This is a genomic window from Caloramator mitchellensis (assembly GCF_001440545.1).
Classification (GTDB): Bacteria; Bacillota; Clostridia; order Clostridiales; family Caloramatoraceae; genus Caloramator; species Caloramator mitchellensis.
Genome location: NZ_LKHP01000004.1, coordinates 179,568 through 203,010, shown reverse-complemented (window position 1 = coordinate 203,010; position 23,443 = coordinate 179,568). Strand labels below are relative to the sequence as shown.

The window sequence follows — 23,443 nt, the reverse complement described above, 5'->3', positions numbered from 1 at the left end:
ATAAATATAAAAAATGGAGGTGCTAATATGGAAGCAATAGAAATAAAGAAGGGTGTCTATTGGGTTGGAGTTAAAAACCCTGATTTGAGAGTTTTTGATATAATAATGACAACAGAAAAGGGAACAACTTATAATTCATATTTAATTGTTGATGATAAGGTTGCTCTTATTGATACTGTAAAAGATGGATTTTTTGATGCTTTTTTAAGAAGAATAAAGTCTGTGATTGGAGATAGGCAAATTGATTACCTTGTAGTCAACCACACAGAACCGGACCACAGCGGTTCAATTAAGGCTATTTTAAAAGAATATCCAAGCATCAAGGTGTTTGGTTCCAAAGCCGCTCTATTAAATATTAAAAATATAGTAAACGGAGAATTTAATGGAATTGAAGCTAAAGAAGATTTAAACATTGGGAAGAGAACTTTGAAATTTATTTCAGCTCCATTTTTACATTGGCCAGATACCATTTTTACTTATGATGAACATGATAAAATGATATTTACATGTGACTTTTTAGGTAGTCATTACTGTGAAGAAGATGAAATATTCAGCGATAAAGTTGAAGATTTTTCTAAAGAATTCAAATATTATTATGATGTTATTATGGGGCCATTTAAAAAACATGTTTTATCAGCTCTTGATAAGATTAAGAATCTTGAGTTTGATACAGTTGGAACAAGCCATGGTCCGATTTTGAGGGGAGACCTAAAAAAATACTTGGATTTATATTATGAATGGAGTAAGCCGATATTAAACATTCCAAAAAGCAAGTATGCTTTGATTGCCTATGTTTCTGCTTATGGATATACAAGAGATATCGCAAAAGCATTTAGTGAAGGATTTAAGGATGTAGATTGTGAAGTAGATGTGGTTGACATCACTGAAATTGACTTAGAAGAACTTGTTGCCAAGGCAGAACAAGCTAAAGCGCTATTAGTGGGTTCTCCTACAATAAACCAGGATGCAGTAAAACCTGTATGGGACTTCCTTTCTCTTGTAAGTCCTATAGCGAACAGAGGGAAAATTGCAATGGCATTTGGCTCATTCGGATGGAGTGGTGAAGGAGTTCAACTTATAACTGATAGACTAAAAGGATTAAAATTCAATGTTATGGAGCCAGGATTTAAAGTTTGCTTCAAACCAAGCGAAGAAGACCTTGAAAAGGCAAGGGCGCTTGGAAGACAAATCGGTGAAGAAATAAGCTAAGATTATTGCATAATAATCTGTAAAGGAAATGATTCTGAGAACAATGGATGATTTCTAACTAAAAGTAAGTTTATTTATTGCCATTTATGAGATAATATAGATATATAAACGAAAGGAGTGAAGATATGTTAGACAAGAATACGATAATTCAAAATTTACAGAATGAAGGTCTAGATGAAATAGATGAAATCGAATACGATGATGAAGATGTGATTGTATTAAATTTTTTCTATACCTTCGATGAGACTGAACTTGATGCTGCAAGACAATTTGCCAATGACAATGCTGAAGAAGAAAAGACAGAGGATGAATGGTATGAAGAATGTTTCCTTCCATATTTAACAGATATGGCAGCGGATAACATTAAAGACATTGTTGATGAAATAGGAGAAAAATTTGATTTAGAAGGTGAATTTATCCTTTATGAAATGGACAGAGACTACCATGACCAGTGCGAATGTATACTTGTTCTCACAAAGAAGGGGAAGGATGTAGATATTGAGCAAATCTTAGAAGAAATAGAACAATAAAAAATTTAGTTCAGGATAAGCAACAAATTACTCTGATGCAGTTAATTTAAAGCCCCATGAATAGATTCCGATGTGCCACATAGTAAAAAGAATTAATGAATTGGAATCTTTCATGGGGCTTTTGGGGATTCAATGAATTTTGGAGGAATTTTATGAAGGCATTAGTTTTATTTGGCAGTCCAAGAAGGGGAAATACATATAAATTGACAGAAAGTTTTAAAAAAGGCTTAGAAGAAAGAAATATACAAGTTGAATTTATTGATGTAACTAAACTTAATATATCTCATTGTAAATCATGTGATTTTTGTTTAAAAAATAAAGGGTGTATCTTTAAGGATGACATGGAACAAATTTATACTAAAATATATGAATCCGATATTATTGTTTTAGCTTCCCCAGTTTATTTCGGGACAGTAACTTCCTACTTAAAGGTTTTAATAGACAGATGCCAGCCATTATACAACAGACGCTTTGTATTAAATATAGAAGATAAAGTTAAACGAAAAGGTGTTTTAATTTTTACTGCAGGAAGAAAAAACAAAAAAATGGTTGATGCAATGGAATTAGTTGCAAAATATTTTTTGTTCTCCTGTAATGCTGATTTGAATGAAGTCATATATTGTTTGAATACAGACGAAAATGATATAGAGGGAGCAATATTAGAAACCGCATACGAAAGGGCGCTTAGAGTATAATATGAATATTTTTTGGATTTCGTGGATATAATTACATGTAAAAATATATGGGAGGTTAACCATGAAATCTAAAAGGTTGTTTAATAGGGAAGTTTATTTTATATTATTTATATTAATGATAATATTAACTCCTATAATTTTAGTAGGCGGGAAGATGTTTGCTAATAGAGATTTTGAATATTATCTAAAAAATAAAGATATTGACAAATTATACTCATTTATTAAATATCCAAGTTTTTCCAAGAAAATATTTGAAGAATACTTTAAGTATAATTTTGATGGAAAGATTGAAATCAAAGAAAAAAAGGAGATGAATAATTTTGCATTTCTGACTGTGAAAACTTATAGTAACGAAAAAATAATTATTTTAAGAAAAGATGATAATAAGGTATATTGGGATTTTAATGATTATTCTACTCCCTTTTCTATTACGGCCCCCTTAAATACCAAAATATTCTTAGAAGATATGGTATATATAAACACTTCGGGAGAAGTAAAAATACAAAATATCCCATTTGGATTATATAATTTAGAAGCCGTTCTTGAAAATTGCAAAACTTTTTCAGAAAAAATATTATCTGGACAAAACTTAAGAATAAACCTTGAACTTAACGATGCTGCAATCGAGAACTGTAAAGATATAATAAGGAAATACCATGAATTTTATCAAAAAAGCATTAACAATTATAAAATCCAAGATACAGAAATAATTGATAAGGATAGAGGAATATTTAATGAATTAATAGATGAAATAAACTGGTATAAGGAATCGAATATTAAAGTAAAGAAAAATCTCAATAGTTTTGAGATTAAAAACGCCTATATTGATGATAACAATCAGATAAACATAGATACTTTAGAGACTTGGGATGTTGAAATAAAAGATGAAAAAAGAATAAATAAAAAGAATGAAACTTATAATAAAAAATATATTTTATTAAATCCTGATTATAAAATTATACAAATTATAACAAAATAGAATATTTTTCACATGTTTAATATTTAATAAATTACACACTCTAATAATAGAATTTTTGAAAGGGGTGTGTAAAATGAGAGGAAGATTTTTTAGTGGACTTGCAGCTGGAACTATACTAGGAACCATAGCTGGCATGATGATGATGCCGCAAATGAATTATAGAAACAGAAGAAGAATTAGTAGAGCAAGTAGGAGAGTTGAAGATTTACTTAACGAGTTAAGACAAAATATGAGATAAGAAAAAGCAGGACTCCCTGCTTTTTCTATTTTTTTATTTTACTTAATAAACTTTTTAATGTATAATATTATAAATATGTTAAGATTTCAAAATATTTAATAAATATTATAAGGTGATTTATATGGAAGTTTTAACTTTGGGGGAAAAGATTAAATTAAAACGCAAAGAAAAAAACATGACTCTAAAGGAACTTGCTGGAGACAGAATTACGCCTGGGCAAATCAGCTTAGTTGAGTCAGGCAAATCTAATCCTAGCATTGACCTTTTAGAATATTTAGCCCAAAAACTAGAAACCGATATTGAATATTTTCTTGAAAGTGAAGAAAAGCAGGCATCGAGAATTTGCGAATTTTACTCTAATTTAACCGATTCAGCAATTTCTGCAGGTAATTTTTTGCGTGCTATAGAAGCGATTGAAAAGGGCATTTTTTATACACAGGAATATAATTTAACATATTTTAGAGCGAAGTTTGAGTATTCATATGCAAGAATATATTTTGAAAAAGGGCAATTGGAAAAGGCACAATTACACTGTCTTACAGCTAATAGTCTTTTTCTTAAAGCTGATTGCATTGATTATATTATTAGAAGTTTTATAATGCTAGGAAACATTAGTTTGGAGATGGGATATACTAATACTGCTCTAAATTACTTTATGCAGGCAGATACAATATTAAGTGATTATAACCATGTCGATGAATTATTAAAAGCTCAAATACTCTATAATATTGCAAACTGTTATATGAAATTAGGAAATTTGGAGCAAGCAGTTAATTATGCGAATTTAACAAAGGACAAGCTTTCAACAATCGAAGATAAGAGAAAATATGGTGAAACATTAATGCTTCTTAGTATTTCATATGCAAATGAAAACAATTTGGTGGAAGCATTAAAATATGCTAAACTAGCACAAAAGATTTTTAGTTTAATTGAGGCAAATAGTGAAATTGCTGAAATTGAGAAAAATCTAGGTATATTATATTCACAAACAGATAATATTGAAGAATCATTTGAACACCTAGAAAAAGCTGTTAAATTAAAGTTAGAACAGGATAACAAATCTATTGCAGATACTCTTGTTGTGTTTTGTGAAAATTATATAAGGATAAAGGATTACAATAAAGCTTTAGAAATGATAGATAAAATTTTGAAAGAAAATGGAGATGATGAAAAAGTTCATATTAAGTGTTTTGAATTTCAGTATAAAATTTATGATGGATTGAATGATATGAAAAATCTAGAAAAAGTGTTGCTTTCAGCTGTAAAATATATTGAAAAATTAGACCACAAGAAAGAGTTGGCGGACTTTTATACATTATTAGGTAAATTCTATTTAAAAATAAATGAAAAGGAACTTGCAATTAAGTATATTGATAAAGGATTGGATTTATATAAATCGCTTGGACTTATTTTGTCCTAATTGGGAGAGTGGATTAAGTGCAATTGATGGGGGAAAAAATTAGAAAAAGAAGAAAAGAGTTAGGACTAACATTAAAAGAAGTTGCTGGGGATTTTGTTACTGTTGCACAGCTTTCTTCTATTGAAAATGGAAAAAGCAAACCTAGTAAGAAATTATTAGAGTTTTTAGCAAAACAGTTGGGTGTAAATATTGAATATTTTATAATTTCTGAGCATGACGCAGCTCATATTAAATTTAATGACATATTATTAAAATCAAAGGCTTATTATAATGATGCAAAATATGAGGAAGCTTTAAATTATTTTAATTCAGCAAGGCCGATTTTTAATATATTATCTAATTTGGATAAAGGTATATATTATACATTTATTGGTGATTGTTTATATTCGATGGGCGAATATGAGCAATCCTTCGAAAATTTCAATAAAGCACTTGTATATTACCTGAGAACCGTTGAGTACAACCTAATAGCAGATATAAATATTAAAATTGGTAATAGTTTGTATATGGCTAAGAATTATGAGATTGCACTTGGCTATTATCTAAATGCATTGAGCTATATAGATAAGTTAAGTGATTTGAGTATTACAGCAAGAATATTCTATGATCTTTCGCTCTGCTACTTTACATTAGATAGGTTTGGCTTGTCTAGAGAATATTTGGAAAAATGCATTGAATATATTAAAATGAATGATCTTGAAACTAAGAGTAATCTTTTACCGTATATTAATATGATGATTGGACTTATAAATTTAAAGCTCGATAACGTTAAAGAGAGTCTTGAGGAATTCAACCAAGCATTTGAGAAATACAAATTGCAAAATGATATAGTAGGAATGGCTAGAGCGAAAAATAATATTGGAATATGCCTAAGAGAACTTGGTCAAAGCGACAAGGCTATAGAGTGCTTTAAGGAAGCTTTGGAATATAAGGTTATTTCTAACGATGAGGATATACTTGAGCCAGTTAGGAATCTAATTGAAATTTACTCGAACGATGTTCTTTATGACAATATTATTGATATATTAAATAATGCTGAATCAATCTTTATTAAACGAAACGATTATGAAGGCTTAATAAACATATATCTATTAAAGATGGACTTTTTTATAAAACATAATGATTTTGATAAATCTGAAATTTATGGCTTTCTAGCGCTGGATAATGCTCTGAGGAAGAATAATAAGCAGATGTTAGAGAAGGTATACTTAAATCTATCAAAGTTATATAGAAAAATAGGCAATGAATCTATGACAATCGAATATATGCTTAAGGCTAAAGATTAAAAAATTAATGCGTGAATTCCATTTTTGTAATAACTGGATATAATATTATAATAAGGAATTCGCGCTTTTTATATAAGGGAGGGGAAAATATGGAGTTTAATGGGTTTTTGACGGCTGATTTTGATTACTTTAAGAAAAAAGACAAAATGACTAAAGAAGAATACGAAAAGACTAGGAATGATATTAAGCTTCATTTTAGAAAGTATTGTTATGAATTACAAAAACAATATCATAAAATAACTGGTGGGGTATTGGAGCTTGATAAGGAATTTCATAGCTTTACAAAGAAAAGTGATGAGATTGCTGCATTTTCTGATATATCTCAGAAAAGTAAGCTTAAAATATTTTTAAATAGTGAATTCTTAGGTGTCACAATTGAGCTCAAATGTCCAAACTATGAGGAATTACTTCAAGATAAAAAAGATTTAATCTGGGAGTTTATGTTGTCCAACAAACATACTTTTATAGAATATTTACCAAATATTAAGAATGTAAAAAATATAAGAATTCTTTCACACGAATTAAATTCAAAAAATTATGAAAATATAATCAATGCGTTAAAAAACACTCAAAATAAATCTTTATCACTAATTCAAATTGGTTATTTGTTTAATAAGAATGAATCCATAAAACTTGGGAAAGATATAGTCAGAAATGCCTATGATGCTTTAATAAAAACACTGGAGTTAAACAAGGCATTTTGAAGTTGATTTTTAAATAAATTGCATTTATAATAGAAAAGTCAAGTTATTTTTTTAACAAACTTTGTTGTGATGGATGCAGGAGGTAAAGTTATGCCAAAAGTGTTAAGGGTTGTAGACAGACGTAGATGTATAGGATGCTTATCCTGTAGACAGGCATGTGCAAGATTAAGGGGTGACTTTTCACCTTCAAATGCAGCTTTGGATGTGAAAACAGCAGGGGGAATGTCAGGTGAATTTATTATAAATATTTGCATGGCATGTGATGAACCAGCTTGTATGGAAGCGTGCAAATTTGGAGCACTAACAAAAAGAAATGGCGGAGGAGTAGTTTTTCATAAAGAAAAATGCATAAAATGTGGAGCATGTGCAAGAGCTTGTTCGGTTAGTGCAATTAGAATGGACAAGGAAGGATATCCAATAATATGCACGCATTGTGGTTACTGCACTAAATATTGTCCACACAGATGTATTGCTACGAAGGAGGTCTAAACATGCTTAATAAGGATTTTATCAACGTATTATACATAGATATGACAAACGAACAATATAGGTTTGAAGAAAGAAAAGACCTTTTAAAATTTATCGGTGGAACTGGAGTTGCAGCAAAGCTTTTGGAAGAGAATATAAAACCAGAGCTTGATCCGCTTGCTCCAGAACAGCCAATAATTTTTGCTAACGGACCATTGTCATTTGTAATGCCGGTTTGCACAAAGGTTGTAGCAACTTTTTACTCTCCTCACACTAGAGAATATGGTGAAAGTCATGCAGGTGGTCGCCTTGCTATGGCAATGAGGTTTAATAATATAGATGCTATTGTTATAACAGGAAAGGCAAAGCACCCTGAATATCTTGTTATTGATGATAAGGTTTTATTTAAAGATGCAAGAGCCATGTGGGGACTTTCGGTTGAGGATACAGGCAAAATATTAAGACAGCACACCTCAGGGAGCGGAATAAGGAGCTCTATGAGAATAGGAAGGGCTGGAGAAAATTTTGTAACCTATGCTGGAGTTAATGTCGATACATATAGACACTTTGGAAGACTAGGGTTAGGTGCAGTTTTTGGCTCAAAACATCTTAAGGGTATTGTAATAGTTGGTGATGAATCTGTAAAAATTCCAAAGGAAAATATGAAAAAATATAGGGAAGTTTACGATAGCATATACGATACAGTTATAAAAACAGATGTTATGGAAAAATATCATGCTGTTGGAACAGCAATAAATGTTTTACCTCTTAATGAAATGAATTCGCTTCCATCTTTAAACTTACAGACTACGCGATATGAACATGCAGAAGCAATATCAGGAGAAAATTTTGCTAAAGAAGTATTGGTAAGGAAAGTAGCATGTTCAGGATGCCCCATTGGTTGTATTCACATAGGGCAATTTAGAAGAGAATTTGATGATGGATATGAGTATGAGACAGTAAACGTTTCATATGATCATGAGTTAGTTTTTGCTCTAGGAAGTTTTGTAGGATTAAAAGAACCTGAAGAAGTTCTTCAGTTAATAGATGTAGTTGAAAGGGAAGGGCTTGATGCAATATCTACTGGTATTGCACTTGGATGGGCAACTGAGGCTTATAAAAGAGGTTATATAACTATAGATGACACATTGATGCCATTTGAGTTTGGTGTCCTTCCAAACTATATGGCGGCTGTTCACTATATTGCAACAGGAAAAAATGAATTTTATAAGGCGCTTGGAAGGGGAGTTGAATTTGCAGCAAAGAAGTATGGCGGGGAAGAGTTTGCATGCCATTTAGGCGGAAATGAAATGCCAGGATACCATACGGGATATGGAAGCGTAGTAGGCTTTGCGGTTGGTTCAAGACATTCGCATCTTGATAATGCAGGATATTCAATTGACCAGGGAAAAGTAAAAGAAGAAGAAGTAGTTAAGAAAATATTTGATGAGGAATTAGAAAGAAACATATTAACAAGCCTTGTAATCTGTCTTTTTGCAAGAAAGGTTTATAATAGGGAGGTAATTATAAAGGCTCTTGATGCTGTAGGAATGCAAATGGATTATAAGCAACTCTCAAATATTGCAAGGGAAATATTAAGAACTAAGTATAGAATAAAAGCAAAATTAGGATACTCACTTAATAAAATTAAGATTCCAAAAAGATTCTTTAAAACTATAACATTAAACGGTAGACTTGACGAAGATAAGGCTAACCAAATGATTAAAGAATATATAAGAGTTATTGAAGATTTAATGAAGGAATAAAATAAAAACACACTCAAGTCAACGGGGGTAGACTGGAGTGTGTTTTTATTTAACTGGTGCTGGTAAGGATTAATATATCTTATGAATTGTATTTATAAACCTAACTGTTCCTGTTTTGGCTCTCATAACTACGGATTGAGATTTTGCAGTTTCGTTCTGGTAATATACAACACCTTTTAAAAGGTCGCCGTTTGAAACTCCTGTAGCTGCAAAATATACTTCATCACCTTTTACTATATCGTCAAGATACATAATCTTGCTCAAATCTTTAACACCCATTTTCTTGCATCGTTCCCTTTCTTCATCATTCATTGGATAAAGTCTACACTGGAAGTCACCTCCAAGGCATTTTAAAGCAGCTGCAGCTATAACACCTTCAGGTGCACCACCTATTCCTACCATTAAATCTACGCCGGTATCCTCAAATCCTGTAGCAATAGCAGCTGCAATATCACCATCTGTTATGAGCTTCATTCTTGCACCTACTTTTCTAACTTCATCCATGAAATGATAATGTCTTTCTCTGTCCATCATAATTACTGTTACTTCATCAACATCTTTATCTAGAGCTTTCGCAACATTTTTAATGTTTTCGCTCAATGGAGCATCAAGATTTACTACGCCCTTTGCTTTAGGACCTACAGCTATTTTTTCCATATACATATCTGGAGCGTGCAGCAGGTTTCCTCTTTCAGCAATTGCAACAACAGCAATTGCATTAGGAAGTCCCTTTGCAATAAGATTTGTTCCATCTAATGGGTCCACAGCTATATCTAGTTCGATGGAATTCTCATCGCCGCAGCCAAGCTTTTCGCCTATGTAGAGCATAGGAGCTTCATCAAGTTCGCCTTCTCCAATTACTACAGTCCCTCTGATAGGTAATAAATCAAACATTTTTCTCATAGCATCAACTGCGGCACCATCCGCAGCGTTTTTATCTCCACGTCCCATAAATTTTGCTGCATTTAAAGCTGCTGACTCGGTAATTCTAACAAGACCAAGGGCTAAATCTATATCTAACATCTTAAGCCTCCTAATGTGCTATACTTTTTACAATAATATTATACACTATTTCCTTTGTAGATGTCAATTATAGTATCGACTTAATTTATTAAATAAATATTAAATATTTGTTACCAGGCACTAATTCCTCCAACCAAGAAATCTTTTTTCAATAGAAGCTACTAGGATATACATAACATATGCTGCAATCGACAAAATTATAATGCTAAGCATTACCATGTCAAGCTGAGCAACTTGCCCCCCAAACACTATTAAAAATCCTAAACCTTCTTTAGCGACTAAAAACTCTCCGACTATAACACCAACCCATGATAGGCCAACATTTATTTTTAATGCAGAAATAATTGTTGGAATGCTTGATGGAAAAACCATATACCTTAGGATTTGAAATTTGTTTGCTCCAAATGTTTTTAAAAGTTTTATTTTGTCTTCGTCTACTTCTTTAAAGCCTGAGTGAACCGAAATAATTGTTACTATAACAGAAATCATAAGAGCAATTATAACTATAGCAGGTCTACCATTCCCGACCCAGAAAATAATTATAGGTCCTAATGCAATTTTAGGAAGAGCGTTAAGAACTACTAAATAGGGGTCTAAAACTCTGCTTAAAAAATCCCACCACCATAAAATTACAGCTATAAATGTTCCTAATAATGTTCCAAAGACAAATCCAATAATTGTTTCATAACATGTTACATATATATGTTTAAAAAGTTCGCCTTGATTGTATAATTTTATCATAAATTTAAGCATTCTAGATGGCTGGCTTACCAAAAAAGGGTCTAAAATTTTAAGTCTTGCGGCTATTTCCCACTGGGAAAAAAAGATTATAAGGATTAGAATCTGAGTGATTATGATGCTAATTTTTTTTCTTTTGACTTGTCTTAAATAGTTTTCATGCTCCTTTGTATAATTAACACTTTTATTCAACATGAACATCAAGCTCCTTCCAAATGCTGTTAAAATAGTCTTTAAACTCGGGAGCTTCTCTAACTCTTAATGGTGTTCTATCTTCGATTTGAAATTTGATTTCATGAACATTTTTGATTTTTGCAGGTCTTTTGGAAAATACAATAACTCTGTCGCTTAAGCTAACTGCCTCAGAAATATCATGAGTTACCATGAGAACTGTCTTTCCCTCAGCTTTAATTATTCTATATATATCATCTGAAACGGCGAGCCTTGTTTGATAGTCAAGAGCAGCAAATGGTTCATCTAAAAGAAGAACTTCAGGATTTAGAGCTAAAGTCCTAATTAGTGCGGCCCTTTGCCTCATACCTCCTGATAATTGACGGGGATAATAGTTTTTAAAATTAGATAGCCCATATTTTTCAAGCATATCATTTATTTTTCCTATACTTTCAGAATTCATTTTTTTCTGTATTTCTAATCCAATAGTTATATTTTTAAATATTGTTCTCCACTCTAATAAATAGTCCTTTTGAAACATATAGCCTATTTTATTTGAATAATTTACAACCTCCTCTTCATCAATAAAAACTCTTCCATTAGAGGGTTTGATAAGATTAGCAATAACGTTTAAGAGGGTGGATTTCCCACAACCAGAAGGTCCCACTATTGATACAAATTCACCTTCTTTTATCTCAAAATTGATATTATCAATGGCATGTGTTTCAGCATCGATTGTATGGTAAATAACCGAAAGATTTTCTATTTTTAACTTATACACTATTATCCCCCCTTAAAGTGCATCCTCGCAGGAGCGAGGATGCTATTTGATATTTTTTATAGCTTCTTCAGCAAATTTATTTGTAACTATTTTTTCATAAGGCGGCCTTGAAGGTAAAAGTTCAGAATTGTAACTTTGAATTATATCCATAAGTCTACTTAATGCTTCTTCTTTTAAAATAGGATTTTTTGCCCATGTATCCTGAGCCTTATATCTTTCAACAACAGTTGTTAAAAGTTCTATATCTGAACCTGGGAAGAAATCTATAACAGCATCAGCAATTTCCTTAGAATTATGTGATTCTACCCAGAGCTGACCCTTATAAATTGCATTTGTGAATCTTTGAATTATGTCAGGATAATTTTCTAGATATGATTTTGTTGTAAAGAAACAAGTATAAGGTATTTCCCCAGAAGCCTTTCCGACAGAAGCTACAATATAACTTCCGCCTTCCTTTTCCAGCATGCTTGCTGTTGGTTCAAATAGAGCAACATAATCACCGGTTCCAGATTTAAAGGCTTGAGCAGTTGCTGTAAATGCAAGATTGGTTATAATTTGTATGTCTTTATTTGGAGCTATACCATGATTTCTTAGAACATATTCTAATGTCATTTCTGGAACTCCACCAGGTCTTCCGCCAATAACAGTCTTTCCTCTTAAACTCTCCCATTTAAAATCTTCTTCTTTATTTCTTCCAACAAGGAAACTTCCATCCCTTTTAGTTAACTGTGCGAATAATACGGCATAGTCATCTCTTCCCTGATTATATAGGTAAATAACTTGTTCAGGACCACAAAAACCTATATCTGCATTCTTCGATAAAACCTGCTGCATTGTTTTATCTGCACCCTGTCCAGTCGAAAGCTCTATTTCAAGCCCCTCCTCCTTAAAGAAGCCCTTATTTATTGCAGCATACATAGGTGCATAAAAGATTGAACGCACAACTTCGTTAAGCCTAATCTTTGTAAGCTCAGTATTTTTAGGTTTATTACATGAAATAAACGAAATAGTAGAGAAAAGTATTAGAGCTAAAGAAACTAGTTTAAGATATTTTTTCATATATACCTCCATAATAGATTTATGTTATTTTATAATATGAATACTAATGTGCATTTGACACTATAAAATTAAACTGTAATAATATAATTGAACAAAATTTAGAGGTGGATATTATGAAGATAAATATAGTAGCAATAATTTATATTTTTATTTTTATGATAATAGTTGGTTTTTCGGAGAACATGAGAGGTTTATTTATACCTATATTTAAAGATGATTTTAATATTAACAACAGCATGATAGGAATAATGCTTACTGTGTCATCATTAGGGTATATATTATTCCAGTATGTTGGTGGTATATTGATTCAGAAACATGGCCATAGGAGGGCATATTTTTTTAGTTTAATATTGATTATTTTGTCATTTTTGATTTTAAGTTGGGCTCCTAATTTTTATATTTTGCTATTAGCTATGTTTATTTTTAATTTAGGAGTTTCATTATTTTCAATAGGAACAAACTCAATAATTCCTATACTATTCGCAAGTTATCAAGCTATTTTGATGAATTTAACACATTTTTGTTATGGATTTGGAACATCTATGGGTCAAAGATTCACTGGAATTTTTCTAAAAAATGGAGTTGCATGGAGAACACTATATTTTTGGAATGGAATTATATTTTCATTACTATTAGTTATTTTTTTCTTTATTCGATTTCCACAGGTGGAAATTGAAAATGAAGATGAAGAAGTTAAGTTTATTAATGTTATTAGGAATAAGAAAGTATTTCTGTTTATAATTGCTCTTGGTCTTTATGTATTCTCAGAATTATCAATATCAAACTGGTTTGCTAATTTTATGATAACTAATTATAAATTTGATACATTAAGAGCATCAGCATATCTTTCGCTTTTCTTTTTAGTTTTTACTATAGGAAGGTTTTTAGGCGGTTTTATTGTAGAAAGGTTTGGATATTTTAACTCGTTAATATTTTTCTTTTCAGTTGCTGCTACATTATTTACTTTAGGATTAATTGGAAGGGAGAAATACATTATATTGATTTCTATTTCAGGATTTTTCTTTTCCATTGGTTTCCCAACAATTGTTGTGATAGTTAACAATACTTTTAAAATCGGGAAGACATATATACTTGGAATAATAATAGCAGCAACATCTAGTATAAATATGATTTTGAGCTTTTTAGTAGGATATTTGAATGATAGAATAGGAACCTACTTAACTTTCTTTTTGATTCCAATTTCATTAATAATTTCACTATTAACCTTGCTAAAAATAATGAATTCTGTAGATAATAAACTATAAAAGGGGAGGAGCTTATGAAAAGAAATGTAAGATGGCTTTATGTGATATTAGGAATTATAATTTTTATTTGCTTAGGAACGGTTTATTCTTGGAGTATCTTTAGAAAACCTTTAGAAAATATGTTAGGTTTATCTTCTACTCAAAGCGGACTACCATTCATGGTATTCCTAGCCTTTTATGCCTTTTTAATGCCGTTTGGAGGCAAATTACAATACAAATTAAAACCTAATAAAGTGCTCTGGATAGGTGGAATATTGACTGCTTTAGGCTGGATATCTTCATCCTATGTTAATAACATATACCAGCTAATATTTACGTATGGAGTCATTGCTGGGAGTGGAGTAGGAATAGCCTATGGAGTTCCTATATCAGTAGTCACAAGATGGTTTCCTGACAAAAGGGGATTGGCTCTAGGAATGCTTTTAACTGGTTTTGGCTTATCACCATTTATAACAGCACCTATTGCAAAAACGTTAATAGATTTATATGGACCATTCATTACATTTAGGATAATGGGTAATATATTTCTAATACTAATTTTATCATTATCGATGCCGTTTAAATTTCCTGAAAATGTAATTCAGATAGGTGCAGTTGATGATAACGCTATAACCACCAAAGAGATGTTAAAAGATATTAGATTTTATGCATTATGGGTATGTTTTGCAATATCAACTTTAGTAGGATTGATGATAATTGGAATTACCAGCCCTATTGGAGAGGAAATAATTAAAATTGATACAAAAAAGGTAGCCTTACTGGTTTCATTTTTCTCTATTTTTAATGGAATTGGCAGACCAATTTTTGGATTTTTAACTGATAAGATAAAACCAATATTTGCAATAAATACTTCCTATGTTTTGATTCTAATTGCTGCGATTATGATGATTTTTTATTCTGAAAATAGTATTATTTTATATACAATTTCTTTGAGCTTGTTTTGGATGAATTTTGGCGGCTGGCTTGCAATAGCACCTTCATTGACTTCAAAATTCTTTGGTAATAAATATTATAGCCAAAACTACGGCATGCTTTTTACAGCTTACGGAATTGGCGCAATAACAGGAAATTTATTGTCAGGAATTTCGAAGGATTTCTTTGGTAGCTATAAATTAGTTGCTTATCCTATAATAACGCTATCGGTTTTAGGAATTATAATTTCTAACATATTTTTTATTGACAAAAACGAAAAACAAGTTATAAAATAATATATAAATCAATATTAAAAAGCAATGATGAAGAGGAGTAGACAGTTAAAACTTACAGAGAGGAAGATCCACCGGTTGAGAGGTCTTCTAAGTAAATTGCTGTTGAAGGTAGCTTCTGAGCTTTCCGTCTGAAATGGAGTAGGATGGAACGGAATTCCGTTATTCTAATAAGAGCCAGGATATCTGGAATAAAGGTGGTACCGCGGTCCCTCGCCCTTTGGGTGAGGGACTTTTTATATGGAGGTGAAAGAATGGATTGGTTTGGCGGAGCTTTAATGATACTCGGTGCAATTATGGTTTATCAAGTGAACTTTGTTTTTAAAGTTTTAAAGATAGAACCAAATGTGAATAAAATAATTGTTCTAAAGCTTATAGGCTTAATAGTTTCAACGGTGGGAGCACTAAAAATACTTGATGTTATTAAATAGTTAGGAGGCAATAATATGGAAGATAACAAAAATATTGCAAAGAACTACAACCCTAAAGAATTTGAAGAAAGGTTATACAGCGAGTGGTTAGAAAAGGGGTATTTTACTCCTAAGGTAGATAAGAATAAGGAGCCTTTCACAATTGTGATACCGCCGCCAAACATAACAGGCCAGCTGCATATGGGTCATGCACTTGATAATACACTGCAGGATGTTTTAATTAGATGGAAGAGAATGCAGGGCTATTCAACACTTTGGCTTCCTGGCGAAGATCATGCAAGCATAGCGACAGAGGTTAAGGTTGAAGCTGAACTTGAAAAGCAGGGATTATATAAAAAGGAAATGGGAAGAGAAAAATTTCTTGAAAAGGTTTGGGAATGGTCAGACAAATATAGAAATAGAATAAAGGAACAGCTTATGAAACTAGGTTCATCCTGCGACTGGACTAGGGAAAGATTTACTATGGATGAAGGCCTAAATAGAGCAGTTAGGGAAGTTTTCGTAAGGCTTTATGAAAAGGGACTTATATATCAGGGGAACAGAATAATAAACTGGTGTCCAAAGTGTATGACAGCCCTTTCGGATGCGGAAATAGAATATGAAGAAAAACAAGGAAACTTTTATCATATAAAGTATCCTGCAAAAAGTGGAGAAGAATACGTAATAGTTGCAACAACAAGGCCAGAGACTATGCTCGGTGACGTTGCAGTTGCAGTAAATCCAAAGGATGAAAGATATAAAAACTTAATAGGAAAGACATTGATTTTACCTCTGGTTAACAGAGAAATTCCGGTTGTTGCTGATGAATACGTTGATATGGAATTTGGAACAGGAGTTGTTAAGATTACACCAGCCCATGATCCAAATGACTTTGAAGTAGGACAAAGACATAATCTACCGCAAATTGTTGTTATGAATGAAGATGGAACGATGAACGAACTTGCCGGAAAATACCAGGGAATGGATAGATATGAGGCAAGAAAGTCTGTCATAGACGATTTAAAGGCACAAGGGCTTTTAATAAAAATAGAAGAGCATAATCATAACGTAGGTACTCACGATAGATGCAGCACTGTAGTTGAACCTCTTTTATCAAAGCAATGGTTTGTAAAAATGCAGCCACTTGCAGAACCTGCTATTAAGGCGGTTAAGGAAGGAAAAGTTCAATTTATACCTGATAGGTTCTCAAAGGTTTACTTTAACTGGATGGAAAACATACAGGACTGGTGTATATCAAGGCAGCTCTGGTGGGGACATAGAATCCCAGTCTGGTATTGCGATGACTGTGGTAAATTAACTGTTCAGGCTGATGATGCAACAAAATGTGTTCACTGTGGCTCCAACAATATCCATCAGGATGAAGATGCCCTTGATACATGGTTTAGCTCAGCTCTTTGGCCATTCTCAACCTTGGGTTGGCCTGAAAATACTGAGGATTTAAAGTACTTCTACCCAACAAGCGTTTTAGTAACCGGTTACGATATAATATTCTTCTGGGTAGCAAGAATGATATTCTCAGGAATTGAACACATGGGAGAAGTTCCATTTAAATATGTTTTCATCCATGGAATAGTAAGAGACTCACAGGGAAGGAAGATGTCAAAGTCACTTGGAAATGGAATTGACCCGCTAGAAATAATAGACCAATACGGTGCAGATGCCTTAAGGTTTACATTAGTTACAGGAAACTCCCCTGGAAACGATATGAGATTCTACATGGAAAGAGTAGAGGCTGCAAGAAACTTTGCAAACAAAATATGGAATGCTGCAAGATTTGCAATGATGAACCTTGATGAAAATATTCAAAATTATGAGGCTGAGAACCTAAATAATGCAGATAAATGGATAATTTCAAGATTAAATGAAGTAGTTAAAGAAGTTACTGAAAACTTAAATAAGTTTGAATTAGGAATTGCACTACAAAAGATATATGATTTTATATGGTCAGAAATATGCGACTGGTATATTGAACTAATTAAGCCAAGACTTTATGGGGACGATTTAAAGGATAAGGCAGCAGCGCAGTTTACACTAAAAACAGTTTTAGTTGACAGCTTAAAACTATTGCATCCATTCATGCCATTTATAACAGAAGAAATTTACAAGCATCTTACTGATGAAACACCATCAATTACAATTGCAAACTGGCCTGAATTCAGTGAAGATAGAATCTTTGATAAAGAAGAACAAATGATGAATCATGTAATAGATGCAATTAGGGCTGTAAGAAATATTAGAACTGAAATGAATGTTCCAAATTCAAGAAAGGCCAAGATACTTTTAATTCCTTCAAATGAGGAATCAAGGACTGCCTTTGAAGATGGAAGAATATACTTTGAAAGACTTGCTAATGCATCAGAAATAGTATTTATTAATTCCGATGACATACCAAAGGATGCTGTTTCAAAGGTAATTCCAGGTGGAGAGATATTCCTTCCTCTAGAGGATTTAATCGACAGGGAAAAGGAAATTGAAAGACTTATAAAGGAAAAAGAGAGACTGGAAAAGGAAGTTGAAAGAGTTGTTAATAAGCTTTCAAACCCTGGCTTTGTAAACAAGGCACCGCAAAAAGTTGTTGACGAGGAAAAAGCTAAGAAGGAAATGTATGAGGATATGCTAAAAAAAGTATTAGAAAGATTGGAAGCATTAAAGTAAATTAAATAAAGACGACATTCATCCCCTTCTTTCAGGGAATGAATGTCGCTTTTCAATATTTTAAATAGCTATTGTGTGATTCTACCTTTAAAGGCAGAGGACATAAAATTAATGGCAGTCATCATCGTCCAAAAATTTTTGGAGAACCGCTCTACAATCAGTAATTACTTCGCAGATACAGTCGATATCGATAAACTTAACAGGGCAATTACATTTGTGACCAATCATTTCTACAATTACAACTTCATGACAAACCTTTAGTATTTTAACCCATTCTTCGCAGCAGCCTTTGAGAACTATTACTACCTTTTGCCCTTCAAGTGCTTCAAGAACTGATTTTATTGACCTGCAAGGGCTGTGATCACCATGGATATAACCATTTGGCATACATTATCCCTCCTCTTATAATTTTTGGAAGATAAATTTCTTCCTAGTTTAAATTATGCTAGTATTTTTCTATTTGTTACAAATTTAGACAAATATTTTATTTAGAATATTTTATAACAAGAATTGTGGGGGATTATTATGAAATATGATGAAGCAATCAATTATATAGAAAATGTTGGCAAATTCGGAATGAATCTGGGACTTGAAAGAATTAGAAGACTTTGCGAACTTATGGGAAATCCTCAGGATAACTTGAAATTTATCCACATAGCAGGCACTAATGGAAAAGGCTCAACTTCTGCCTTTGTATCATCCATATTGGAGGAGGAAGGGTATAAAGTTGGGGTGTATACTTCTCCATATATAGAAAGGTTTACAGAAAGAATTAGAATTAATAAAGACGAAATAAGTGAAGTGGATGTGGTTAAGTATATAGAGTTAATAATTCCGCTGATTGAAAGAATAGTAAAAGAAGGTTTTGAAAACCCAACTGAATTTGAAATAATAACTGCATTGGCATTTAAATATTTTTATGATAAGAAGGTTGATTTTGTAGTTCTAGAGGTAGGACTTGGAGGAAGATATGATGCTACTAATGTTGTAAATCCCTTAGTTTCAGTTATAACCACTATAAGCTATGATCATATGAATGTATTGGGGGATACTCTGGATAAAATTGCCTATGAGAAAGCAGGAATAATAAAGCCTAATAAACCTCTCGTCCTTTATCCTCAAATGGAAGAGGCAAGAGATGTAATTATAAACGTTGCAAATCAAAATAACTCTAAAATTTATTTTGTAGAAAGCTTAATACCAAAGATTAATCAAAATTCTGTTGATGGAATAAAATTCAACATTTCAGGTTATAAAGAATATAAAAATTTGCATATAAACCTTCTAGGAGAACATCAAGTTTATAATTCACTAACGAGTATTATGACGATAGAAGCATTAAGGGATTTAGGAATTAATATAAGTAATAAGTCGATATATGAAGGGTTAAAGAATGCAAAATGGCCAGGAAGATTTGAAATATTAAATAAAAATCCATATATAGTTCTTGATGGAGGTCACAATATTCAAGGAATAGAATCGCTTGTTAAGTCAGTAAAACATTATTTTGAAGGCAGTAAAGTTAAGATTGTAGTAGGGATGCTAAAGGATAAGGAATATATAAAGATGATTGAAATGCTCTTCAAAGCTTCAGATGAATTTATTACTGTGACTCCAGATAGTCCAAGAGCTTTAAAGTCTTATGAGTTGAGGGACATTATTATATCTTATGGCAAGAATGCAATTGCTGCAAAGGATGTAGAAGAAGCAGTTAAGATGGGATTAGACTTGGTAAAAGGAAATGATGTTCTATTATTCTGCGGTTCTTTATATATGATAGGTCACGCACGAAGTATATTAAAGAAGGTCTTAAATTAGCAGAAGCTGCATAATATTTTGTATAGAGATTTTTGGGGGAAATTTATTTGAGTGAGCAGCTTCTTGAGGAAATTGAGAAGGCAAAGAGGCTTTATTATCTTGCTATTAAGTATGAAAATAAAACTCCGAAGGTTTTGGTTGAATTTTCAAAAAAAATCATTAATGATTATATTAAGAAGGCTAAAGAAATGGGGATTACTTCAAACAAGAACATTTTCAAATAAACGAAAAAAATGACTGTGGATTTTTCTACAGTCATTTATATTTCCTTCGTAAGAGTTTTTAAGATTGTATCGTAGTAGTGAGAATATTTTTTTTCCCAATTTTCACAAATTGTATTGGCGTTTTCGAGAGAATTTGTTCTAAGCCTAAGGTCAAATATTATCTTATCATTTTCGAGAAGCTTAATATCTACAAAGTAATCGTTTCCTATATTTTCAAATTTTGCTCTAGGAATATATTCATATTGAACTTCAATTTCCTTTTCTAGCAGATAAGCATCTATAATTTTTGTTTTATTTTCTGGTATTCGATCTATAAAAAAATCTAAAGTTCTTTTACCTTTTAATGTTATTTTTAGAAGTTGCCTGTTAATTTCCTTTGTGAGGTCAATAAATCCGCTTTCAATTAGCTCTGAAATATACTGTTGAAGTGAAAAGTAGTTTATTAGGTTGTTTTCCAAAACAATTTGCGTAAGATAAGAGTTAGTAATTGAAGCATCTATTTTATTAAGTATATATAATATTAAAAGTTTATTTTCGGCCAGTTCAGTTGTATCTCTATACATTTTAAAACCTCCATTTTGGATAAGCTGTATCAATAATTATATTATAACAATAAATAAATATTCTTTTCAATAAAAATGCTCCCTATTTGGGAGCATTTCGATATTCTTTATAGTTTATCAGGTATTTTTCCATTAGCAACTTCTCTTTCTGCAAGTGCTATAAGTCTTTTAACCATCGTTCCGCCAACTCTTCCGCAATCTCTTGAAGGTATATTTCCCCAGTAATCCTCTGAACCCTGATATACAGGGACCCCAAGTTCTGAAGCTATTTCATATTTCATATTATCAAGAGCCTTATGTGCTTCTGGGACTAATTGTGTCCTTCCGTGGAAATCTTGACCTGCTGCCATTTTTTAAACCTCCTTTTTATTTTATGTAGTTCTGTTTCCTTATAGGGATGATGAATATTAATTTCATCTTAATATTAATTTATGTAGAATTGGCTCGAATATACAAGAAATTTCTGGATAATAAAAATCGGAGATTTAAAAATCTCCGATTAGGTCAATTTCCTTTCAAAGGGGATTTTGTAGTTCTTTCTAGTTCCATGTTTATGAGCACTCCTTAGCTGAGCTTTTTGGGATTTAGCCTCTCTGTGATAGTGCCTATCCTGACCTAATAGGTTTTCTGAAGCAAACTCAGTTTGATGTCCAAACAAATTTGTGAATCTGGCCTTACGCATGGTCATACAAAATCCCTCCTTTTAAAATCAACCTAATAATATTTTTTGCAGAAAAGTAATAAATATTTACTGTAATATAAATTTGGAGGGAATTTAGTGAAGGTAATAATTTTCACAAAAAAGTCAGTTTTTAAATCACTAGCAGTAGTTTTTATTTTTTTATTTTCAGTATTTTATGCTGCAACTGGAAAGTATGAACTACTCAACGTTTTTCTTAACACTCAAAGGGAACTTCCCATTTACTGTGTTGATACTTCTGATAAGAAGGTAGCAATCACATTTGATGCGGCGTGGGGAGATGAATACACAGATCAAATACTAGATATACTCGAAAAAAACGGAGTAAAGGCAACTTTTTTCCTAGTAGGTGGATGGGTTGATAAGTATCCAGAAAAGGTAAAAAATATTTTTGATAAGGGACATGAGATTGGCAATCACTCAACAACCCATCCTCACTTTTCACAGCTTAGCCCATATAAGATGAAGGAAGAGATATTTAAAACAAGCGAAAAAATAAGAAGAATAACTGGGAAAGAAACAAATTTATTCAGACCTCCATTTGGAGATTACAACAGTTTAGTTGTAAAAACTGTAAAGGAAGCTGGTCATTACTGTATTCAATGGGACGTTGATTCTATAGACTGGAAGGATCCTGGTGAAGAGGTAATATATAACAGAGTTGTTAGCAGAGTTACTAATGGTTCTATTGTTCTTTTCCACAATTATGCTAAACAAACCCCTTTAGTGCTGGATAGAATAATTAAAGAATTGAAGAAAAAGGGTTTTCAATTTGTCACTATATCAGAGTTGATTTATAAAGAAAATTTTTATATAGACCATACAGGAAGGCAAAAACTTATAGAGAATAACAAAGCTGGTATGTGAACAAACTATATACACAAGAAAAAAGAGGTGATGGGATGATTCTTATAGGTATAATGGGAAGCAAAGGCAAGTCAAGGATTATTGATATATTAAAGGAAGAGCTATACAAGAATGGAAAAGAATCCGTCGTTATTGGAACCCATGACGACTCTGCAGATGCATTTGAAAAACTGCTCTTTAAAGAAGTAGAATATGTCCTAATTTCAATTTCAAGAGAAGACTTGCTCGAAGATAGATTAAATAATATATCTTTTAATGTAATAATTAATATAGGATATATTGATGAATCAAATTTATTTAGAAACAAAGTAAAGGAATTATTAGATAGAATAAATGAAAATGGATATTATATATTCAACGCTGATAATGTTCCTGCAATTGATACAGATACTGAATTTTATCCATTATCTTTTGGTTTAAATGATAAAGCAACTGTAACAGCAACAAGCATTGATGATTTAACTTGCCTTTGCTTTAGCTTTTGTCTACAGAGAACCATAGTTACATTTGAAAAGGAAGTAATTCAACCATTTGAAAAACTCTATCAAGTATCGGGAAAATATAGTGAAATTTATTATTATCTTGCAGCTTTAACTTGCATGTTAATTATTGGTATAAAATTATAATTAATGTGTAATATTTTCATTC

At 31.8% G+C, this 23,443-nt stretch carries 26 protein-coding genes and 1 other annotated feature; of the genes, 18 read left to right on the top strand and 8 right to left on the bottom strand.

The window, feature by feature from the left end; genetic code table 11:
- Nucleotides 1–27 precede the first annotated feature (27 nt).
- The 10 genes from ABG79_RS05185 (at nt 28) to ABG79_RS05145 (ending at nt 9,295) form a co-directional block, all read left to right on the top strand.
- A complete protein-coding gene (locus ABG79_RS05185; RefSeq protein WP_057977841.1) occupies nt 28–1,209 on the top strand; it encodes an FprA family A-type flavoprotein in 1,182 nt (393 codons plus the stop codon).
- A 125-nt stretch (nt 1,210–1,334) separates the two neighbouring features.
- A complete protein-coding gene (locus ABG79_RS05180; RefSeq protein ID WP_057977839.1) occupies nt 1,335–1,739 on the top strand; it encodes a hypothetical protein in 405 nt (134 codons plus the stop codon).
- Nucleotides 1,740–1,891: 152 nt separating this feature from the next.
- Nucleotides 1,892–2,434: a flavodoxin family protein gene (locus tag ABG79_RS05175; RefSeq protein ID WP_057977837.1), complete on the top strand. Its 543-nt coding sequence runs from the start codon at nt 1,892–1,894 to the stop codon at nt 2,432–2,434.
- Nucleotides 2,435–2,495: 61 nt separating this feature from the next.
- Nucleotides 2,496–3,413: a hypothetical protein gene (locus ABG79_RS05170; RefSeq protein ID WP_057977835.1), complete on the top strand. Its 918-nt coding sequence runs from the start codon at nt 2,496–2,498 to the stop codon at nt 3,411–3,413.
- Nucleotides 3,414–3,486: 73 nt separating this feature from the next.
- Complete coding sequence (locus ABG79_RS12390; protein ID WP_152978216.1) at nt 3,487–3,651, top strand: YtxH domain-containing protein; 165 nt, start codon at nt 3,487–3,489, stop codon at nt 3,649–3,651.
- 121 nt (nt 3,652–3,772) lie between these two features.
- A complete protein-coding gene (locus ABG79_RS05165; protein ID WP_057977833.1) occupies nt 3,773–5,071 on the top strand; it encodes a helix-turn-helix domain-containing protein in 1,299 nt (432 codons plus the stop codon).
- Between the two features lie 26 nt (nt 5,072–5,097).
- Nucleotides 5,098–6,357 (top strand): tetratricopeptide repeat protein, encoded by a 1,260-nt coding sequence (locus tag ABG79_RS05160; protein ID WP_152978215.1) that lies wholly within the window; start codon nt 5,098–5,100, stop codon nt 6,355–6,357.
- 89 nt (nt 6,358–6,446) lie between these two features.
- Nucleotides 6,447–7,061: a hypothetical protein gene (locus ABG79_RS05155; RefSeq protein WP_057977830.1), complete on the top strand. Its 615-nt coding sequence runs from the start codon at nt 6,447–6,449 to the stop codon at nt 7,059–7,061.
- A 90-nt stretch (nt 7,062–7,151) separates the two neighbouring features.
- Nucleotides 7,152–7,550, top strand: a complete 399-nt coding sequence (locus ABG79_RS05150; protein WP_057977828.1) for a 4Fe-4S binding protein — start codon at nt 7,152–7,154, stop codon at nt 7,548–7,550.
- A gap of 2 nt (nt 7,551–7,552) precedes the next feature.
- Nucleotides 7,553–9,295, top strand: coding sequence for an aldehyde ferredoxin oxidoreductase N-terminal domain-containing protein (locus ABG79_RS05145; RefSeq protein WP_057977825.1), 1,743 nt, complete (start codon nt 7,553–7,555; stop codon nt 9,293–9,295).
- Nucleotides 9,296–9,364: 69 nt separating this feature from the next.
- Here the strand turns inward: ABG79_RS05145 and glpX are convergent, their stop codons facing one another.
- The 4 genes from glpX to ABG79_RS05125 all read right to left on the bottom strand — a co-directional run bounded on the left by glpX (nt 9,365) and on the right by ABG79_RS05125 (nt 13,067).
- Nucleotides 9,365–10,318, bottom strand: a complete 954-nt coding sequence (gene glpX, locus ABG79_RS05140) for a class II fructose-bisphosphatase (RefSeq protein ID WP_057977824.1) — start codon at nt 10,316–10,318, stop codon at nt 9,365–9,367.
- Nucleotides 10,319–10,438: 120 nt separating this feature from the next.
- Nucleotides 10,439–11,251, bottom strand: coding sequence for an ABC transporter permease (locus tag ABG79_RS05135; protein WP_057977940.1), 813 nt, complete (start codon nt 11,249–11,251; stop codon nt 10,439–10,441).
- Entirely contained in the window at nt 11,241–12,008 is a 768-nt protein-coding gene (locus tag ABG79_RS05130) for an ABC transporter ATP-binding protein (protein WP_057977821.1), read from the bottom strand. Before ABG79_RS05130 ends, ABG79_RS05135 begins: the two co-directional genes overlap by 11 nt.
- Nucleotides 12,009–12,050: 42 nt before the next feature.
- Nucleotides 12,051–13,067, bottom strand: coding sequence for an ABC transporter substrate-binding protein (locus ABG79_RS05125; RefSeq protein ID WP_057977819.1), 1,017 nt, complete (start codon nt 13,065–13,067; stop codon nt 12,051–12,053).
- 113 nt (nt 13,068–13,180) lie between these two features.
- Between ABG79_RS05125 and ABG79_RS05120 the strand changes: the two genes are divergently transcribed.
- From ABG79_RS05120 to ABG79_RS05110, 4 genes are all read left to right on the top strand, one after another.
- The gene (locus ABG79_RS05120; RefSeq protein WP_057977817.1) at nt 13,181–14,332 is read left to right on the top strand and encodes an MFS transporter; all 1,152 of its coding nucleotides are present in this window, start codon (nt 13,181–13,183) and stop codon (nt 14,330–14,332) included.
- A 14-nt stretch (nt 14,333–14,346) separates the two neighbouring features.
- On the top strand, nt 14,347–15,540 hold the full coding sequence (locus ABG79_RS05115) for an L-lactate MFS transporter (RefSeq protein WP_057977816.1): 1,194 nt from the start codon (nt 14,347–14,349) through the stop codon (nt 15,538–15,540).
- 15 nt (nt 15,541–15,555) lie between these two features.
- Nucleotides 15,556–15,761, top strand: a binding site (T-box leader).
- Between the two features lie 30 nt (nt 15,762–15,791).
- Nucleotides 15,792–15,968 (top strand): hypothetical protein, encoded by a 177-nt coding sequence (locus ABG79_RS12495; RefSeq protein WP_160318221.1) that lies wholly within the window; start codon nt 15,792–15,794, stop codon nt 15,966–15,968.
- Between the two features lie 15 nt (nt 15,969–15,983).
- Nucleotides 15,984–18,623: a valine--tRNA ligase gene (locus tag ABG79_RS05110; protein WP_057977814.1), complete on the top strand. Its 2,640-nt coding sequence runs from the start codon at nt 15,984–15,986 to the stop codon at nt 18,621–18,623.
- 108 nt (nt 18,624–18,731) lie between these two features.
- Here ABG79_RS05110 and ABG79_RS05105 read toward each other — a convergent pair whose 3' ends face one another.
- Entirely contained in the window at nt 18,732–19,010 is a 279-nt protein-coding gene (locus ABG79_RS05105) for a hypothetical protein (protein ID WP_057977811.1), read from the bottom strand.
- 138 nt (nt 19,011–19,148) lie between these two features.
- Here ABG79_RS05105 and ABG79_RS05100 point away from each other — a divergent pair, with 138 nt between their 5' ends.
- Nucleotides 19,149–20,441, top strand: a complete 1,293-nt coding sequence (locus ABG79_RS05100) for a bifunctional folylpolyglutamate synthase/dihydrofolate synthase (protein WP_057977809.1) — start codon at nt 19,149–19,151, stop codon at nt 20,439–20,441.
- A gap of 47 nt (nt 20,442–20,488) precedes the next feature.
- A complete protein-coding gene (locus tag ABG79_RS12490) occupies nt 20,489–20,665 on the top strand; it encodes a hypothetical protein (protein WP_160318220.1) in 177 nt (58 codons plus the stop codon).
- A gap of 35 nt (nt 20,666–20,700) precedes the next feature.
- Here ABG79_RS12490 and ABG79_RS05095 read toward each other — a convergent pair whose 3' ends face one another.
- The 3 genes from ABG79_RS05095 to ABG79_RS05085 all read right to left on the bottom strand — a co-directional run bounded on the left by ABG79_RS05095 (nt 20,701) and on the right by ABG79_RS05085 (nt 21,916).
- Nucleotides 20,701–21,228: a DUF4364 family protein gene (locus ABG79_RS05095; protein ID WP_057977807.1), complete on the bottom strand. Its 528-nt coding sequence runs from the start codon at nt 21,226–21,228 to the stop codon at nt 20,701–20,703.
- 107 nt (nt 21,229–21,335) lie between these two features.
- Nucleotides 21,336–21,578 carry an alpha/beta-type small acid-soluble spore protein gene (locus ABG79_RS05090; RefSeq protein ID WP_057977805.1) on the bottom strand — a complete coding sequence of 81 codons (243 nt, stop codon included), beginning with the start codon at nt 21,576–21,578 and terminating at the stop codon, nt 21,336–21,338.
- A 149-nt stretch (nt 21,579–21,727) separates the two neighbouring features.
- On the bottom strand, nt 21,728–21,916 hold the full coding sequence (locus ABG79_RS05085; RefSeq protein ID WP_057977803.1) for a hypothetical protein: 189 nt from the start codon (nt 21,914–21,916) through the stop codon (nt 21,728–21,730).
- 90 nt (nt 21,917–22,006) lie between these two features.
- Here ABG79_RS05085 and pdaB point away from each other — a divergent pair, with 90 nt between their 5' ends.
- Both pdaB and ABG79_RS05075 read left to right on the top strand, forming a co-directional pair.
- Entirely contained in the window at nt 22,007–22,795 is a 789-nt protein-coding gene (gene pdaB / locus ABG79_RS05080; protein ID WP_057977801.1) for a polysaccharide deacetylase family sporulation protein PdaB, read from the top strand.
- Nucleotides 22,796–22,830: 35 nt separating this feature from the next.
- Nucleotides 22,831–23,421, top strand: coding sequence for a hypothetical protein (locus ABG79_RS05075; protein ID WP_057977799.1), 591 nt, complete (start codon nt 22,831–22,833; stop codon nt 23,419–23,421).
- Nucleotides 23,422–23,443 lie beyond the last annotated feature (22 nt).

What these genes read in the sequence shown, in the direction of transcription:
- ABG79_RS05175 (WP_057977837.1), top strand. Translation starts at nt 1,892, where the DNA reads ATGAAGGCATTAGTTTTATTTGGCAGTCCAAGAAGGGGAAATACATAT.
- ABG79_RS05185 (WP_057977841.1), top strand. Translation starts at nt 28, where the DNA reads ATGGAAGCAATAGAAATAAAGAAGGGTGTCTATTGGGTTGGAGTTAAA.
- ABG79_RS05170 (WP_057977835.1), top strand. Translation starts at nt 2,496, where the DNA reads ATGAAATCTAAAAGGTTGTTTAATAGGGAAGTTTATTTTATATTATTT.
- ABG79_RS12495 (WP_160318221.1), top strand. Translation starts at nt 15,792, where the DNA reads ATGGATTGGTTTGGCGGAGCTTTAATGATACTCGGTGCAATTATGGTT.
- ABG79_RS05180 (WP_057977839.1), top strand. Translation starts at nt 1,335, where the DNA reads ATGTTAGACAAGAATACGATAATTCAAAATTTACAGAATGAAGGTCTA.
- ABG79_RS05145 (WP_057977825.1), top strand. Translation starts at nt 7,553, where the DNA reads ATGCTTAATAAGGATTTTATCAACGTATTATACATAGATATGACAAAC.
- ABG79_RS05085 (WP_057977803.1), bottom strand. Translation starts at nt 21,916, where the DNA reads ATGACCATGCGTAAGGCCAGATTCACAAATTTGTTTGGACATCAAACT.
- ABG79_RS05100 (WP_057977809.1), top strand. Translation starts at nt 19,149, where the DNA reads ATGAAATATGATGAAGCAATCAATTATATAGAAAATGTTGGCAAATTC.
- ABG79_RS05090 (WP_057977805.1), bottom strand. Translation starts at nt 21,578, where the DNA reads ATGGCAGCAGGTCAAGATTTCCACGGAAGGACACAATTAGTCCCAGAA.
- glpX (WP_057977824.1), bottom strand. Translation starts at nt 10,318, where the DNA reads ATGTTAGATATAGATTTAGCCCTTGGTCTTGTTAGAATTACCGAGTCA.
- ABG79_RS05095 (WP_057977807.1), bottom strand. Translation starts at nt 21,228, where the DNA reads ATGTATAGAGATACAACTGAACTGGCCGAAAATAAACTTTTAATATTA.
- ABG79_RS05105 (WP_057977811.1), bottom strand. Translation starts at nt 19,010, where the DNA reads ATGCCAAATGGTTATATCCATGGTGATCACAGCCCTTGCAGGTCAATA.
- ABG79_RS05120 (WP_057977817.1), top strand. Translation starts at nt 13,181, where the DNA reads ATGAAGATAAATATAGTAGCAATAATTTATATTTTTATTTTTATGATA.
- ABG79_RS05150 (WP_057977828.1), top strand. Translation starts at nt 7,152, where the DNA reads ATGCCAAAAGTGTTAAGGGTTGTAGACAGACGTAGATGTATAGGATGC.
- ABG79_RS05115 (WP_057977816.1), top strand. Translation starts at nt 14,347, where the DNA reads ATGAAAAGAAATGTAAGATGGCTTTATGTGATATTAGGAATTATAATT.
- ABG79_RS05165 (WP_057977833.1), top strand. Translation starts at nt 3,773, where the DNA reads ATGGAAGTTTTAACTTTGGGGGAAAAGATTAAATTAAAACGCAAAGAA.
- ABG79_RS05135 (WP_057977940.1), bottom strand. Translation starts at nt 11,251, where the DNA reads ATGTTGAATAAAAGTGTTAATTATACAAAGGAGCATGAAAACTATTTA.
- ABG79_RS05160 (WP_152978215.1), top strand. Translation starts at nt 5,098, where the DNA reads ATGGGGGAAAAAATTAGAAAAAGAAGAAAAGAGTTAGGACTAACATTA.
- ABG79_RS05155 (WP_057977830.1), top strand. Translation starts at nt 6,447, where the DNA reads ATGGAGTTTAATGGGTTTTTGACGGCTGATTTTGATTACTTTAAGAAA.
- ABG79_RS12390 (WP_152978216.1), top strand. Translation starts at nt 3,487, where the DNA reads ATGAGAGGAAGATTTTTTAGTGGACTTGCAGCTGGAACTATACTAGGA.
- ABG79_RS05110 (WP_057977814.1), top strand. Translation starts at nt 15,984, where the DNA reads ATGGAAGATAACAAAAATATTGCAAAGAACTACAACCCTAAAGAATTT.
- ABG79_RS05075 (WP_057977799.1), top strand. Translation starts at nt 22,831, where the DNA reads ATGATTCTTATAGGTATAATGGGAAGCAAAGGCAAGTCAAGGATTATT.
- ABG79_RS05125 (WP_057977819.1), bottom strand. Translation starts at nt 13,067, where the DNA reads ATGAAAAAATATCTTAAACTAGTTTCTTTAGCTCTAATACTTTTCTCT.